The organism is Candidatus Planktophila limnetica (genome assembly GCF_002288365.1).
In the GTDB taxonomy this organism is placed as follows: Bacteria; Actinomycetota; Actinomycetes; order Nanopelagicales; family Nanopelagicaceae; genus Planktophila; species Planktophila limnetica.
This window is the reverse complement of the sequence record NZ_CP016782.1, coordinates 933,118-948,052: the sequence shown is the minus strand read 5'-3', so window position 1 is coordinate 948,052 and position 14,935 is coordinate 933,118. Positions and strand designations below refer to the sequence as shown.

Annotated in this window: 11 protein-coding genes; 8 read left to right on the top strand and 3 right to left on the bottom strand. The window is 46.1% G+C overall.

The window, feature by feature from the left end; genetic code table 11:
• Window positions 1-2 precede the first annotated feature (2 nt).
• The 8 genes from PHILAsVB114_RS04955 to fdhF are packed head-to-tail and all read left to right on the top strand — an operon-like array spanning window position 3 to window position 11,589.
• Window positions 3-677: a GntR family transcriptional regulator gene (locus tag PHILAsVB114_RS04955; protein ID WP_095698272.1), complete on the top strand. Its 675-nt coding sequence runs from the start codon at window positions 3-5 to the stop codon at window positions 675-677.
• 38 nt (window positions 678-715) lie between these two features.
• Entirely contained in the window at window positions 716-3,235 is a 2,520-nt protein-coding gene (locus tag PHILAsVB114_RS04950; protein WP_095698271.1) for a GcvT family protein, read from the top strand.
• Window positions 3,235-3,993, top strand: coding sequence for an electron transfer flavoprotein subunit beta/FixA family protein (locus PHILAsVB114_RS04945; protein WP_095698270.1), 759 nt, complete (start codon window positions 3,235-3,237; stop codon window positions 3,991-3,993). Before PHILAsVB114_RS04950 ends, PHILAsVB114_RS04945 begins: the two co-directional genes overlap by 1 nt.
• Window positions 3,990-4,952 (top strand): electron transfer flavoprotein subunit alpha/FixB family protein, encoded by a 963-nt coding sequence (locus PHILAsVB114_RS04940; RefSeq protein ID WP_095698269.1) that lies wholly within the window; start codon window positions 3,990-3,992, stop codon window positions 4,950-4,952. Before PHILAsVB114_RS04945 ends, PHILAsVB114_RS04940 begins: the two co-directional genes overlap by 4 nt.
• Before the next feature lie 2 nt (window positions 4,953-4,954).
• Window positions 4,955-6,619, top strand: coding sequence for a formate--tetrahydrofolate ligase (locus PHILAsVB114_RS04935; RefSeq protein ID WP_095698268.1), 1,665 nt, complete (start codon window positions 4,955-4,957; stop codon window positions 6,617-6,619).
• Window position 6,620: 1 nt separating this feature from the next.
• Window positions 6,621-7,064: an NAD(P)H-dependent oxidoreductase subunit E gene (locus tag PHILAsVB114_RS04930; protein WP_095698267.1), complete on the top strand. Its 444-nt coding sequence runs from the start codon at window positions 6,621-6,623 to the stop codon at window positions 7,062-7,064.
• Window positions 7,061-8,605, top strand: a complete 1,545-nt coding sequence (locus tag PHILAsVB114_RS04925) for a formate dehydrogenase beta subunit (RefSeq protein ID WP_095698266.1) — start codon at window positions 7,061-7,063, stop codon at window positions 8,603-8,605. Before PHILAsVB114_RS04930 ends, PHILAsVB114_RS04925 begins: the two co-directional genes overlap by 4 nt.
• Window positions 8,602-11,589, top strand: a complete 2,988-nt coding sequence (gene fdhF, locus PHILAsVB114_RS04920; protein WP_095698265.1) for a formate dehydrogenase subunit alpha — start codon at window positions 8,602-8,604, stop codon at window positions 11,587-11,589. The genes PHILAsVB114_RS04925 and fdhF overlap by 4 nt, the downstream gene beginning before the upstream one ends.
• Here fdhF and PHILAsVB114_RS04915 read toward each other — a convergent pair.
• The 3 genes from PHILAsVB114_RS04915 to PHILAsVB114_RS04905 all read right to left on the bottom strand — a co-directional run bounded on the left by PHILAsVB114_RS04915 (window position 11,578) and on the right by PHILAsVB114_RS04905 (window position 14,934).
• Window positions 11,578-12,159, bottom strand: a complete 582-nt coding sequence (locus tag PHILAsVB114_RS04915) for a DUF1638 domain-containing protein (RefSeq protein WP_095698264.1) — start codon at window positions 12,157-12,159, stop codon at window positions 11,578-11,580. The genes fdhF and PHILAsVB114_RS04915 overlap by 12 nt on opposite strands.
• 3 nt (window positions 12,160-12,162) lie before the next feature.
• Entirely contained in the window at window positions 12,163-13,992 is a 1,830-nt protein-coding gene (locus PHILAsVB114_RS04910; RefSeq protein WP_095698263.1) for an ASKHA domain-containing protein, read from the bottom strand.
• Window positions 13,993-14,070: 78 nt separating this feature from the next.
• Window positions 14,071-14,934 carry a dihydropteroate synthase gene (locus PHILAsVB114_RS04905; protein ID WP_095698262.1) on the bottom strand — a complete coding sequence of 288 codons (864 nt, stop codon included), beginning with the start codon at window positions 14,932-14,934 and terminating at the stop codon, window positions 14,071-14,073.
• Window position 14,935 lies beyond the last annotated feature (1 nt).

Genomic DNA, 14,935 nt, shown 5'->3' with positions numbered 1-14,935 from the left:
CCATGAGCAGCGTCGCCTCCCAAGAGATCCTTACCCGAGGTCCTGAAAGCACGTCATTAGCCGAAGAAGCTTACGCAGTTATCCGCTCAAAAATTATTACTCTGGAATTGGAACCAGGTTCACTTATTTCTGAAGCCACATTGATGGCTAAATTAAAGTTCGGGCGCACACCTATTCGTGAAGCACTTCGTATTTTGGCTAATGAGAAACTCGTTGAAGTATTTCCTCGCCGTGGAATGTTTGTCTCCAACGTTGATGTTGAAAACTTGGCTGCAGTCTCTGAAGTTCGCGCTGTTCTTGAAATCAAGGCTGCCGAGTTAGCAGCCCTTCGTTCAACAAAATCAGATCGCGCCATCACTCTTGAATTAATAAAAGAAATTGATGCAATCAAGGGCAAACCTGAGATGCGAACGCTCATTCAACTCGATCAGAGAATTCACCACCATATTTATGAATGCACGCACAACGAATTTTTGGCAACTTCCCTTGATAACTATTACGCCCACGCGCTTCGCATCTGGTTTTTAGCACTGGATCAAGTAGAAGAGCTATCGGATGCAATTATCGAGCACCGCGCTCTGCTTGAAGCGATTGCGGCCAATGATGGCAAGGCGGCAGCCAAAGCCATGCGCGATCACGTCGAAGGTTTCGAAACAACAATTCGAAAGAATCTCTAACCACCAACCACCATCAAGAAAAGAACGAGGATAAAAGAATGAGCAAGTTACCTAGTAAAGCAAAGTGCCTTGTTATTGGCGCAGGAATCGTCGGCAACGGCATGGTCTATCACCTTGCAAAGCTTGGATGGAAAGACATTGTTCAGATTGATAAAGGACCGCTGCCAAACCCTGGTGGTTCAACTGGTCACGCATCTAACTTTATTTTCCCTGTTGATCACTCAAAGGAAATGACTGCAATTACTGCAGAGAGCATGCGTCAATACAAAGAGTTTGGGACATTTACTGAATCTGGTGGTATTGAAGTAGCACGTACTCCAGAGCGCATGCAAGAGCTTGCTCGTCGTATTACTTCTGCAAAATCATGGGGCGTCGATGGTGGTCGAATTATTTCCCCAGAAGAAGTGAAAAAACTAGTTCCATACATTGATGAAACGGTAATCCTTGGTGGTTATTACCAACCTACAGTGGGCGTAGTTGACTCACTTCGCACAGGCACTTTGATGCGCGAAAAGGCTGCTGAAATGGGCGCTGCGCAATCATTTGCAAACGTTGAAGTTCAAGACATCAAGGTTGAAAATGGTCGCGTGAAAGCTGTTGTGACAGATCAAGGAACAATCGAAGCTGAATACGTTGTTATCGCATGCGGCTGTTGGTCACCAAAGCTTGCAGCCATGGCTGGGGCGCATATTCCATTAACTCCTGCTGTGCACCAGATGAAAGATATTGGACCAGTTCCATTCTTTGCTGATGCAAAGGGAGATATCGAATGGCCAATCGTTCGCGACATGGACACATTCATGTATGAGCGTCAACACGGCACAGGTCTTGAAATCGGTTCGTATGCACACCGACCAATTCTTTATAACGCAGAAGATTTGCCATCAAATGCAACTGCAACACTTTCTCCAACTGAGTTTGCATTTACACAGGCTGACTTTGATATCCAAGATGAGCACTCATATGAATTGATGCCATCAATTGTTGGCGATGAAAATGTTCGTGAAAAGTATGCTTGCAACGGAATCCTTTCTTACACACCAGATGGAATGCCTGTCCTGGGTGAAACTCCTGAAGTTAAGGGATTGTGGTCAGTTGCGGCTGTGTGGATTAAAGAAGGTCCAGGAACAGCAAAATCTGTTGCAGAGTGGATGGTTTTAGGTGATTCACAGATTGATCTGCACGCATCAAACATCGCTCGCTTCCATGAGCATCACAAAGATGACAAGCACGTGAAAGCTCGCGTTGCTGAGTCATTTAACAAGACATACGGAATTGTGCATCCACTTGAGCAATACGAATCAAATCGTAAGGTTCGCCTCTCTCCATATTACGATCGCGAAGCAAAGCTTGGCGCAGTCTTCTATGAGACAGCAGGATGGGAACGACCATTTTGGTATGAGTGCAACAAGGATCTTGTTGCAAAGTTTGGCGACAAAGTTATGCCGCGCACAGCTGAATGGGAATCACGTTGGTGGTCACCAATTATCAATGCAGAGCACTTACAAATGCGCGAAACAGCAGGCATCGTTGATCTAACTGCTTTTGCATACTTTGATATCACTGGACCATCAGCACTTGCTGTTGTGCAAAAGGCTGCACTTCGACAGATGGATGTTGCCATTGGTCGAGTTGTTTATACGCCTGTACTTGGTCCAAATGGTGGATTCAAATCAGATTTAACAATCATGCGCCTTGGCGAATCACACTTCCGTGTGGTTACAGGTGGTGCTCACGGTATGGCTGATAAGAAGTGGTTTGCAGACTTATTGCCAGCCGATGGATCTGCATCGATTAAAGACATTACTTCTGATTACACAACTCTTGGCGTGTGGGGACCAAATGCTCGAAAGATTGTGCAGGAAATTACATCTGCTGACATGAGCAATGAAGCATTTAAATTCAGCACATGTAAGGAAATCGATATCAAGGGCGTAAAAGTTCTTGCCTCTCGTATTTCATACGTAGGAGATCTCGGTTGGGAATTCTATGTACCAATGGCTGATGGTCCTGCTCTCTGGGATGCACTATGGGAAGCCGGTAAGAATCACGGAATGATTCCTGTTGGCATTGGTGTCTACGGAACAACTGGTCGCTTAGAAAAGTGCTACCGCGCATACGGTCCAGAACTTGAAACTGAGTACACAGTGGTCGAAGCAGGAATGCAGACTCCAAAACTAAAAGAAGCAGACTTTATTGGCAAGCAAGCTCACATAAAGCATCGCAGCGAAAAACCAGCTGTCATGCTCTGCACTTTATTTGTTGATGATCACACATCATCAACTGGTGAAAAGCGATACATGATGGGCAGCGAACCAATTCTTACTTTAGATAAGAAGCCAATTACTGATTCACATGGACGTCGTTCATATGTAACAAGTGCTGGTTCTGCGCCATCACTTGGAAAACACATCTTGATGTCTTACTTGCCTACAGAACTTGCAGTTGCAGGTAATAAATTCATCGTGGAATACCTCGGTGAGCACTATCCATGTTCAATCGCTGAAGTTGGCGCTACATCTGTATTTGACTCATCAAATGAGAGGATTTTGGCGTAATGGATGTTTTAGTTTGTTTAAAGCGAGTTCCTCTTGCAGGTGGAAAGTTAATTCTTACACCGGATGCTAAAGATATTGAGACAAAGCACCTTGGCTTTGGAATCAGTCCTCACGAAGAAAACGCCGTGGAAGCTGGTGTTCAACTCGTAGAACAAATGGGCGGTTCGCTCACTCTGCTCACACTTGGACCATCAGATGCTGAAGAGCAGTTGCGTGCACAATTAGCAATTGGTGCAACACGCGCAGTTCTTCTAGAAACTGATGGACAAGAGTGGGATCCGCAGGCAACTGCTGCAGCGTTAGTTGATGCAATCAATGCTGAAGAGACAAAGTTTGATCTCATTATTTTTGGCGCCGAATCAGTTGATAGCGCCGGATATCAAATTCACGTACGTGTGGCACATGCACTCAATCGTCCAATCGTGACAAATGTAAAGGCGATGAAGATTGAAAACGGAATCGCATCGTGTGAACGTGTGGTTGCAACAGGACGCGAACACTATGAAGCACCTTTGCCAGCAATTGTTACTGTGCGAGATGGCTTAAACATTCCTCGTTATCCATCTGTGCCAGGTCGTATGCAGGCCCGCAAAAAGCCAGTAGATATGAAGAAAGCATCACCCAGTGTTCCAAAGTTAGAAAAACTCAATCTAACAATTGCTCCATCTAAATCAACTGGAGCAGAAATTCTCGGCAACGGAGCAGACGCTGTTCCTGCCTTATTAGAAGTTCTAAAGAAGATCGGAGCACTCTCATGATTTTGGTACTAGTAGATCACGACCGCGGAGAGCTCGATCCATTGTCATTGCGCGCACTCACTGCGGCACGCAACCTTGGACAAGGCGTTGAAGCAGTTGTCATTGGTAAAGATGGCGCTGCCCTAGCTGGCGTCGTTGGCGAATTTGGCGCAACAGTTTTGCACGTTGCAGATCACGCTGACATATCTGATTACACCCCACAAGCATCTGGTCGTGCACTTAAAGATCTTGTAGGCAAACTAAATCCTGCCGCTGTATTAGCAGCTGGTAGCCCACGTGGTAACGAACAGCTAGCTCACCTTGCAGCATTTTTAGATGCTCCAATGGCATCTGATTGTTCATCCATCACACTGGGTACACCTCACGTTGTGCAACGTGCACGTTGGGCGGGCAACCTTATTGAAGAAGCAAATGTTCACGCCCCTGTTCTGATTGCAACAATCTTTCCATTCTCTGTTGAACCAGAAGCATCAAATGGTGGCGCAGCAACAGTTGCTGAATTCCAACCATCACTTGAAGCAAGTGACACGGTTGTTCGAATACTCAGCCGCGATTCTGGTGAATCCAAGAGCGGCGGCGTAACGCTTACCGATGCGAAGGTAATTATTTCTGGTGGTCGCGGTGTTGGTGGCCCAGAAGGCTTTAGTAAGTTAGAAGAGCTCGCAGCCTTAATGGAAGGAACAGTTGGTTGTTCACGTGTTGTGACTGCATCTGGTTGGCGTCCACACGCAGAACAAGTTGGACAGACTGGCTCTAAGGTCGCTCCAGATCTTTATATTGCATGCGGAATTTCAGGTGCAATGCAACATATTGCTGGAATGAAGAACAGTAAAACAATTGTTGTAATCAATACCGATCCTGAAGCTCCAATTCTTAACTATGCAGATTACGCAATCATCGGTGATCTGCATCAGGTACTTCCTGCATTAACCAGCGCAGTACGAGCAGCAAAGGGATAAACATGTCCGACATCGAAATCGCTCAAAAAGCCACAATGAAACCGATTCTAGAAATCGGTGCATCCCTAGGAATTGGCGCGGAGCATCTCGAGCCGTATGGACATTACAAGGCAAAAATCTCTTTGAAGTACTTGGATGCTTTGCCAAAGAAGAGTGATAGCAAACTTGTATTAGTAACTGCAATCAGTCCAACACCAGCAGGAGAAGGTAAAACAACGACCACAGTTGGTCTCGGAGATGCTCTTCGCCACATTGGCAAGAACGCACTGATTGCTCTTCGCGAACCATCACTGGGTCCTGTCTTTGGAATGAAGGGCGGAGCAGCTGGCGGTGGGTACGCGCAAGTTGTTCCGATGGAAGATATCAATCTTCACTTCACTGGAGATTTCAGTGCAATAGCACTTGCAAATAACTTACTTGCAGCACTTTTAGATAACCATATTCACCATGGAAATACTTTAGATGTAGATGTTCGTCGCATTACATGGAAGCGTGTAGTAGACATGAATGATCGTGCGCTCCGTGAAATCGTTGCATCCCTGGGTGGAGTTGGAAACGGTATGCCACGCCAAGACGGATTCGACATCGTTGTTGCTTCCGAAATCATGGCAATTTTCTGTCTTGCAACATCTATTGAAGATCTAAAAGAGCGTATGGGCAAAATCGTTGTGGCATACACACGCGATAAGAAGCCTGTTCTTGCTAGTGATCTCAATGCACACGGCGCAATGACTGTAATTTTAAAAGATGCTTTCCAACCAAACTTGGTACAAACGCTAGAAAATACTCCAGCATTTGTTCATGGTGGCCCATTTGCAAATATTGCACACGGCTGCAACTCAGTAGTTGCAACAACATCTGCTCTTAAGTTGGCAGATTACGTTGTCACCGAAGCAGGATTCGGCGCTGACCTTGGAGCTGAAAAGTTTATTGATATTAAGTGTCGCAAGGCTGGTATTGCGCCATCTGCGTGTGTCCTCGTAGCGACTATTCGTGCGCTTAAGTATCACGGTGGTGCAGACCTAAAAACCATTACAGATGAGAATCTTGATGCGCTCGAAAAGGGAATCATTAATCTTGAGCGCCATATCAAGAACATCACAACTGTCTATAACTTGCCACTAGTTGTTTCAATTAATCACTTCACAAGTGATACGAAGGCAGAAGTGGAATTACTTCGCAAAAAAGTTGAAGCACTGGGTGTAAAGATTGTTCTTGCAACTCACTGGGCAGATGGCGGTAAAGGCGCTGCAGATCTTGCACACGCAGTCGTCGAACTCTGCGAGAAGCCATCAAAGATGACATTTGTCTATGAAGACAGCGCAACCCTGTGGGACAAAGTCACAGCAGTTGCAACAAAGATCTATGGAGCCGCAGATGTCACAGCAGATGCCAAGGTTCGCAACAAGATCAAAGAACTACAGGAGAGCGGCTATGGCCACTTCCCAATCTGTGTCGCAAAGACTCAGTACTCATTTTCAACCGATGCGGCCCTTCGCGGAGCACCAAGTGGGCACTCACTTAACATCCGCGAAGTTCGTTTATCCGCTGGAGCCGAATTCATTGTCTTGGTCTGTGGTGAAGTAATGACGATGCCTGGATTACCAAAGGTTCCATCGGCTGAACGTATTGATTATGTCGATGGCAAGGTTGTAGGTCTTTTCTAATATGTCATATCCAACGTGGAGTATCAAAGAAGCAACAGTTGTGTTGTCACCTTTGAAAAACGTTCAAGGTCCAGTGCTTATTGCGCTGCAATCTATTCAAGAGCGTTTTGGATACGTCCATGAGGATGCAGTTGCACTAATTGCTGAAACATTTAACGTTTCTCGGGCTGATGTACACGGAGTGCTTACGTATTATCACGACCTACGCTCAACTCCATCGCCTGCTCGTTGTATTCAAATATGCGTAGCGGAGGCGTGCCAAGCAGTTGGTTCGCGCGTACTTGTTGCAGCTGTTGAGAAAAAACTCGGCAAGAAAATCGATGAAACGTATACCGATGTGGAAATTAAATCGGCGTACTGTTTTGGCAATTGCGCTCTTGGACCAGCGGCAATGGTCGATGGCGAATTAGTTGGTCGAGCAAGCGTTGAGAAGGTCACCGCATGAGCACGATTGTCTATGTTCCAAATGACAGCGCAGCTGTATCAATTGGGGCCGATCAAGTTGCAGCCCTGATTGCAAAAGAAGCAGTCAAACGTTCACTCGCCGTAACCATTATTCGAAATGGAACGCGTGGCGCCCTCTGGCTTGAAACTCTTGTAGAAGTTGTAACTGCCCAAGGGCGCATTGCATACGGTCCCGTGCAGCCCGACGATGTTGCATCACTTTTTGATTCTGATTTCTTACATGGTGGCGCGCACCCGCTGGCACTCGGTGTAACTGATGAAATTCAATGGTTTTCAAAGCAGGATCGCGTTACGTACAAGCGAGTTGGAATAATTGATCCGCTATCGCTGAGTGATTATGAATCTCATGGCGGCCTAGTTGGCTTACGTAGAGCAATAACTCAGAGCGCAAGTGAAACTGTTGCCGAAGTTACTGCATCAGGATTGCGCGGACGCGGGGGAGCAGGATTTCCAGCTGGTATTAAGTGGAAGACAGTTCTTGATACGAAAGCGGATCAAAAATACATCTGTTGTAATGCAGATGAAGGAGATAGCGGAACATTTGCAGATCGCATTTTAATTGAGGCAGATCCTTTTACATTAATTGAAGGAATGACGATCGCAGCAGTTGCCGTGGGTGCCACAGAGGGATTTGTTTATCTACGCTCTGAATACCCAACAGCAATTAAGCGCTTACGTGATGCTATTGATATCGCACAAGCAGCAGGTGTTCTAGGCAAATCAGTTCTGAAAAGTGCGCATGCATTTAATTTAGAAGTTCGAGTCGGCGCAGGTTCTTATGTCTGCGGTGAAGAAACAGCGATGCTTGAAAGCCTTGAAGGAAAGCGTGGAGTAGTTCGCTCTAAGCCGCCACTACCTGCAATCGAAGGCTTATTCGGCAAACCAACAATCATTAATAACGTCTTAACTCTTGCCAGTGTTCCAGAGATTATGGCATCAGGGGCTGCGGCTTATGCAGCACGTGGCATAGGTCGATCCCTTGGTACGCAGGTTTTCCAATTAGCCGGAAACATTGCTCGTGGTGGAATTATTGAAACCGCATTCGGAATTACATTAGAAACGCTAGTAAACACATTTGGTTCTGGCACACTCAGCGGAAAGCCACTGCGTGCAATTCAAATTGGTGGCCCACTCGGTGCTTATTTCAATCCATCACAGCTGGGTGTCTCAATGGATTACGAATCGTTGGCCGCAGCTGGCGGAATGCTCGGTCACGGCGGAGTAGTTCTCTTTGATGATTCAGTAGATCTTGCGCAGCAAGCAAAGTTTGCAATGGAGTTCTGCGCTCTTGAATCTTGTGGCAAGTGCACACCGTGTCGTTTAGGCTCAACACGAGGCGCTGAAACCATTGAAAAAATTATTTCAGGCGTAGATGTTCCCGCTAACAAGTTATTGCTCTTAGACTTATGTGAAGTAATGACAGATGGATCTCTCTGCGCCATGGGCGGACTTACTCCGCTTCCTGTAAAGAGTGCCATGAATAATTTCCCAGAAGATTTCACGGGAGGTGCCAAGAAATGACAATGCTCATCGAGCCCGACTTTGGTACTCCTGCAAGTAAAAAGAGTGAAAACGTAACAGTTGAAATTGATGGAAAATCTGTCACGGTTCCTGCAGAGACTTCAATTATGCGAGCCGCAGCGATGCTCGGCAATAACATTCCAAAACTTTGCGCAACAGATCGCCTAAAAGCATTTGGTTCATGTCGTCTGTGTGTTGTTGAAATCGACGGACGTAACGGAACTCCATCATCGTGTACTACTCCAGTTGCAGATGGAATGAAGGTTTCAACCAAGACAGATCGCGTGGAGAAAATACGCCGCGGTGTCATGGAGCTATACATGTCAGATCACCCAGCCAATTGCGAAACTGGCGATGAGTGCAAGATGCATGCAATGGCGAAAGAAGTTGGACTAACAGAGGTTCGCTATGAAGGAAAAACTCACTTAGGACTTGTAAAAGATGAGACAAATCCATACTTCACTTTTGATTCCACCGAATGCATTGTTTGTAATCGATGCGTTCGTGCGTGCGATGAAGTGCAGGGTACGTTCGCACTAACCATTGAGAACCGTGGCTTTGAAGCACGCGTGTCTTCATCAGGCACATCTTTCATTGATAGCGAGTGTGTCTCATGCGGTGCATGTGTTCAGGCTTGTCCAACCGGTGCTCTGACTGAAAAAACTTTACTTACTATCGGTGCACCAACACGATCTGTCATTACAACATGCGCGTATTGCGGTGTTGGATGCACATTTAAAGCCGAGATGCGTGGCGATGAAGTTGTGCGCATGGTTCCGCTCAAAGATGGTGGCGCTAATGCTGGTCACTCATGCGTGAAGGGTCGTTTTGCTTGGGGCTATGCCACTCACGATGATCGCATTACAAAACCTTTGATTCGCGAAAAGATAACGGACGAATGGCGAGAAGTTTCTTATGAAGAAGCAATCGCATTTGCCGCAGCTGGTCTAAAGAAGATTCAGGCTGAAAGCGGTGTGGACTCCATCGGTGGCATCACCTCATCTCGTTGCACAAATGAAGAAGTTTTTGTGGTTCAAAAGATGGTGCGCGCAGCATTTGGCAATAACAACGTAGACACTTGCGCGCGTGTATGTCACTCACCAACAGGCTATGGACTCAATCAAACCTTTGGCACATCGGCTGGCACACAAGACTTTGAATCCGTTGAGTTCTCAGATGTCATCATGGTTATTGGCGCAAACCCAGCGGCTGCCCACCCAGTATTTAACTCTCGTATGAAACAAGCGCTTCGCCGCGGTGCCAAACTAATCGTCGTTGATCCACGTGTGACAGAAACTGTTAAATCTGCTCACACCGAAGCGGATTACCACCTGCAATTATTGCCGGGCACAAACGTGGCAGTAATTAACGCATTGGCCCACGTAGTTGCCACAGAAGGATTGATTAATCGCGAATTCGTTAACGCTCGTTGTGATCTTGAAGCATTTGCTGCGTGGGAAAAGTTTATTTGCCTTGAAGAAAATAGCCCAGAGTTTTTAGAAGCAGCATCTGGCGTACCGGCTGCAAAGATTCGCGAAGCAGCTCGTTTATTTGCATCAGTTCCTAATGGCTCAATTTATTATGGTCTTGGCGTAACAGAGCACAGCCAAGGTTCAACAATGGTGATGGGAATTGCAAACCTTGCTATGGCGACCGGAAACATTGGCCGCAAAGGTGTTGGAGTTAATCCACTTCGCGGACAGAACAATGTGCAGGGTTCTTGTGACATGGGATCATTTCCACATGAATTACCGGGGTATCGTCATATTTCTCGCGATGATGTTCGCGAAATTTTCAACAAAAAATGGGGCGTAACACTTCGCCCAGAACCTGGATTACGTATTCCAAATATGTTTGATTCGGCGCTCGGTAATAAGTTCCGCGGTCTTTACGTACAAGGTGAAGATATTGCTCAATCAGATCCAAACACAACACACGTGCATGCTGCACTTCGCTCTATGGATATGGTCATTGTGCAGGATTTGTTCCTGAATGAAACTTCTAAATTTGCCCACGTTTTCTTGCCAGGTACATCTTTTCTAGAAAAAGATGGAACATTTACAAATGCCGAGCGTCGCATCAATCGTGTTCGCCCGGTTATGGCCTCAAAGACTGGCAAGAGTGAATTTGAAGTAACGTGCGATCTTTCTCGCGCCATGGGTTATGACATGTCATATGCGCAAGCATCAGAAATCATGGATGAAATTGCCGCAACCACACCGACATTTGCCGGAGTTTCATTTGAACATTTAGATCGTGTTGGTTCATTGCAGTGGCCAGTTAATGAAAAAGCCCCTGAAGGCACACCAACAATGCATATCAATGAATTCGTTCGCGGTGAAGGTAAATTCATGCCAACGCCATATGTTGCAACCGAAGAAAAATCCACACGCAAATTCCCATTACTGCTTACAACAGGTCGCATCTTGAGCCAGTACAACGTGGGTGCACAAACTCGTCGTACAGCAAATAACATCTGGCACAGCGAAGATATTTTAGATATTCACGAATCAGATGCCGAAATGCGTGGCATTAAAGATGGTTCTTGGGTCAAGCTTTCTTCTCGCGTAGGCGAAACAATTATGCATGCACGTATAACTGATTCCGTACCTGCAGGCGTTGTCTATACAACCTTTCACTTCCCAGAATCTGGCGCAAACGTGATTACAACTGATATTTCAGATTGGGCCACAAACTGCCCTGAGTACAAAGTAACTGCAGTTGAAATTTCACCAAGTGAAAAAGGACCTGCCGTTATTCATCCACACGATATTGCAGGGGATTCACAATTAGATTCGATTATTCGTATGGCCAATCAGATTGCTGCAAATGTTCCAAAAGCTAGTGCCCCTGAAATCGAAGTGGCACACCATATTGTGCAGTTCTGGACACCTGAGATGCGCGAGCGTTTACATAGCGATGTAGATCGCAGCAAATTGGATCCAATTGTTCTTAAAGCAATGGAACTGGAATCAGTTAAGTAATTCTAGAATCTGCTCTTTCAAGCTGCCTTCGCCCACAACATCTATTTCAAGTTCTAAACCAATTAAATCTGCTGCAGCCTGAGCCATGACAGTTAACTCTGAAGTCGGGTTTTGAGCCAGCCAGATCATTTTGTTGTAATGCTTGAAGTAATCATCACGCAGATCCGGACGCTTATCTAAACCAAGTTCGACGATAACGCTTCGGTGAAATGATTTAACGAGAAAATCTGTTAAAAAATATGTGCCAGCATCGGATTCCATAAGCGCTGCAATCTTTTCCTTGCCAGCAAAGATGTCATAGCAGTGGTTTCCACCAAGGCGTTTGAGTCCAAGTTTTTCAATGACGGCATCCAGAGCCCCGTATGTTCCACAATCCGCGTATGCAACAGCGCACTTAGAGTGTTTATCCTTAATTTCTAAATAAGTTTTTTCGACTTCGCCAGCTATTTTTGCTGGTTGGTTATGCAGCAGTGGTGGCAGGGGATAGATGGTGACATCTAAACCATGTGAAGTAGTGATGTGCGAAATATGCGTAGCAATTGCACCACAGGCAATTACTGCAACGGACATGGCTTATGCGGGAAAACTTAAGCGTTCAACGAATTTATCGTTAAAGTCCGAGCGATCTGATAATTCGATGTAATCAATAGAATCAAGTAGCGCCATTGCGCCATTGCGCTCTTGTGCTGAAAGTAAAACCATCTTGGCGCCTTCGCCAGCAACGTTACCTGCAGAAACAATGCGCATCACAGGAAGCATCGGTACTAAGCCAATTTTTACAGCCGATGCGGGAGAGAGATAAGAACCGAAAGAACCAGCCAAGAGAACTTGTTGTACTTCACTTTCGGCTACGCCGAACTCTTCAAGTAATAGCGCCCACCCTGTTGCAATTGCAGCCTTAGCAAATTGAAGTTCGCGCACATCGCGCTGAGTTAAGAAGACGCAATCATTGAGATCGCCTTCGGCGCCGCCCCATGTCAAAACAAATACTCGCTCGCCTTCGCGTTCAACAAGTCGGTGTGCAACCTTTGGCGCGGCAATTGCTGCGGCTTCTGCTGTGACAAATCGACCAGAGTGATCAAGTAATCCCAATTGCACTAAACATGCACACGCATCGACAAGACCTGAACCACAGAGACCAATTGCTTTTGTATTTTCAATTGTTCCTATTTCAAGGTCGCCATCGACTACTTTGATAGTTTCAATGGCGCCAGATGCTGCGCGCACACCACATTTAATGGATGCTGCTTCAAATGCAGGGCCAGCAGGAGCTGCGGTTGCAAGAATCTTGTCGCCATCTCCTAAAATAATTTCGCAATTTGTGCCCACATCAATGAATAAACGAAGTCGCTTGTCGCGATCCATTCCGGATGCAAGCGCACCAGCAACAATGTCGCCGCCAACGTATGCACCGAGTGAAGGCATGATTACGGCCTTTGCGCGTGGGTGAACATTGATACCAAGTTCTGATGCTTGAACATCTGGGAAAGAGGCGCTGACCATAATAAATGGAGCAACGCCCAGTGGTTCAGGATCAATACCCAGTGCTAATTGGGTCATTGTTGCATTCCCAGCTAGTGCTACTTCATAAACATTTAGTGGATCAACGCCTGCTTCTTCGCATACTTCAGCGCTGAGTTCTGCCAAAGTTTGTTGTGCAAATCCACGCAAGCGATCAAGTGCTGTTGCATCCATCATTGTGGCTGAAATTCGAGTAATCACATCTGCGCCAAATGGTTGTTGCTTATTAAGCATTGATTTAACAGCAACAGGTGTACCGGTATTTAGATCAAGAAGTGTGGCCACAACTGTTGTTGTGCCTAAGTCATATGCAATGCCATAACGCAGATCGGTTGTGTCGCCAGCTTCAATATCGATAAGTTCCTGATCGACAAAGACTGCAGTGACTTTAAAATACGATGAGCGCAAAACCTTTGGCAGGTTGCGAATAGCGGCCAGAGAGACTGTGGCTTCTATGTCATCGATGGCATCGAAAAGACGGACGATATCGGTGCGCTGATCATGAAGTGTTGGTTCTTCTAATTCGACGTAACGCTTTTGAACTGCAGGGCGCAAAATTACTTGGCGACCAACACCTACGGTTGCAGCCTTTGGGCGAGTGGTCAGCGGTGGAACATCGAGCGTGACATCTTTTGCTGCGCGTACAAGACATGCAAGACGCCATCCAGCTTTGATTTCACTTTCGCTAAATGCTCTGTAATCGAGTTTTGAAGGTTCTACATCGCCTGTCGTAACTTGAATGCGACACTTTTTACATGTGCCATATCCACCGCAGGTTGAATCAATTGCAATTCCGTTCCAGGACGCAGCATCAAATGCGCTCACACCTGTTGGAACAGTAAAACCTTTTTCATTAGCAACTGATCCATCTTTTTCGAGCACGCGAAAAGTCAGCTTGATGCGACCTGTTCCATCATGTGCCGGAATAAGTGATGGGTCGAGAGCTTTTTTGCTAATGATTTACCCCTCAGCCTTTGCGGCTTCTTGTGCACGAAAGCGTGAAATCCAATTTCCGCCCCATTGATCCATACCAAGCAATAGATCAGCAGCGCGAACTGCTTCATTAATTGCTGGTGTGCGGGCATCCATGACTGCACAGGTTAGTCCATGTGACATAGCAGCTGGTAGAAATGCGGCGTTTAACGCATGACGATTTGGAAGACCAAATGAGATATTTGATGCACCCAGTGTCATATTCAAACCAAACTTTTCACGAATGAGGTGAATTGTTTCAAGTGTGATCTTTACAGCTTCTGGATCTGCGCCCACTGTCATTGCAAGTGGATCAATTACTAAGTTATCTAATGAAATTCCGTGCTTTTCAACCGCGCGGATAATCTTTTCTGTAATAACAATGCGCTCTGCAGCAGTTGCTGGAATACCAATTTCATCATTTGGCAGAGCAATAATTGCTGCGTTGTGCTTTTTAATCAGCGGAAGGATTAACTCCATGCGATCATCTTCGCCAGTCATTGAGTTAACAAGTGCTTTACCTTCATAGGCCTCAAGTCCTGCTTGAAGCGCTTCGATAACGGATGAGTCAATACAAATTGGAATGTCCGTGATTCCTTGAATCATTTTGATTGCTGCAGACAAAAGTGCAGGTTCATCTGTTAGTGGAACACCCATGTTCACATCGAGCATGTCAGCGCCACCCTTGATTTGCGCTTCAACATCTATGGCAATTGTTGAGAGATCTCCTGCGCGAAGTAACTCTTGAAACTTCTTTCGACCAGTTGGGTTGATGCGCTCACCAATAATGACGAAAGGTTGGTCGTGGCCGATTGTGACGGTCTTCGACGCAGATTGAACGACTGTATGCATG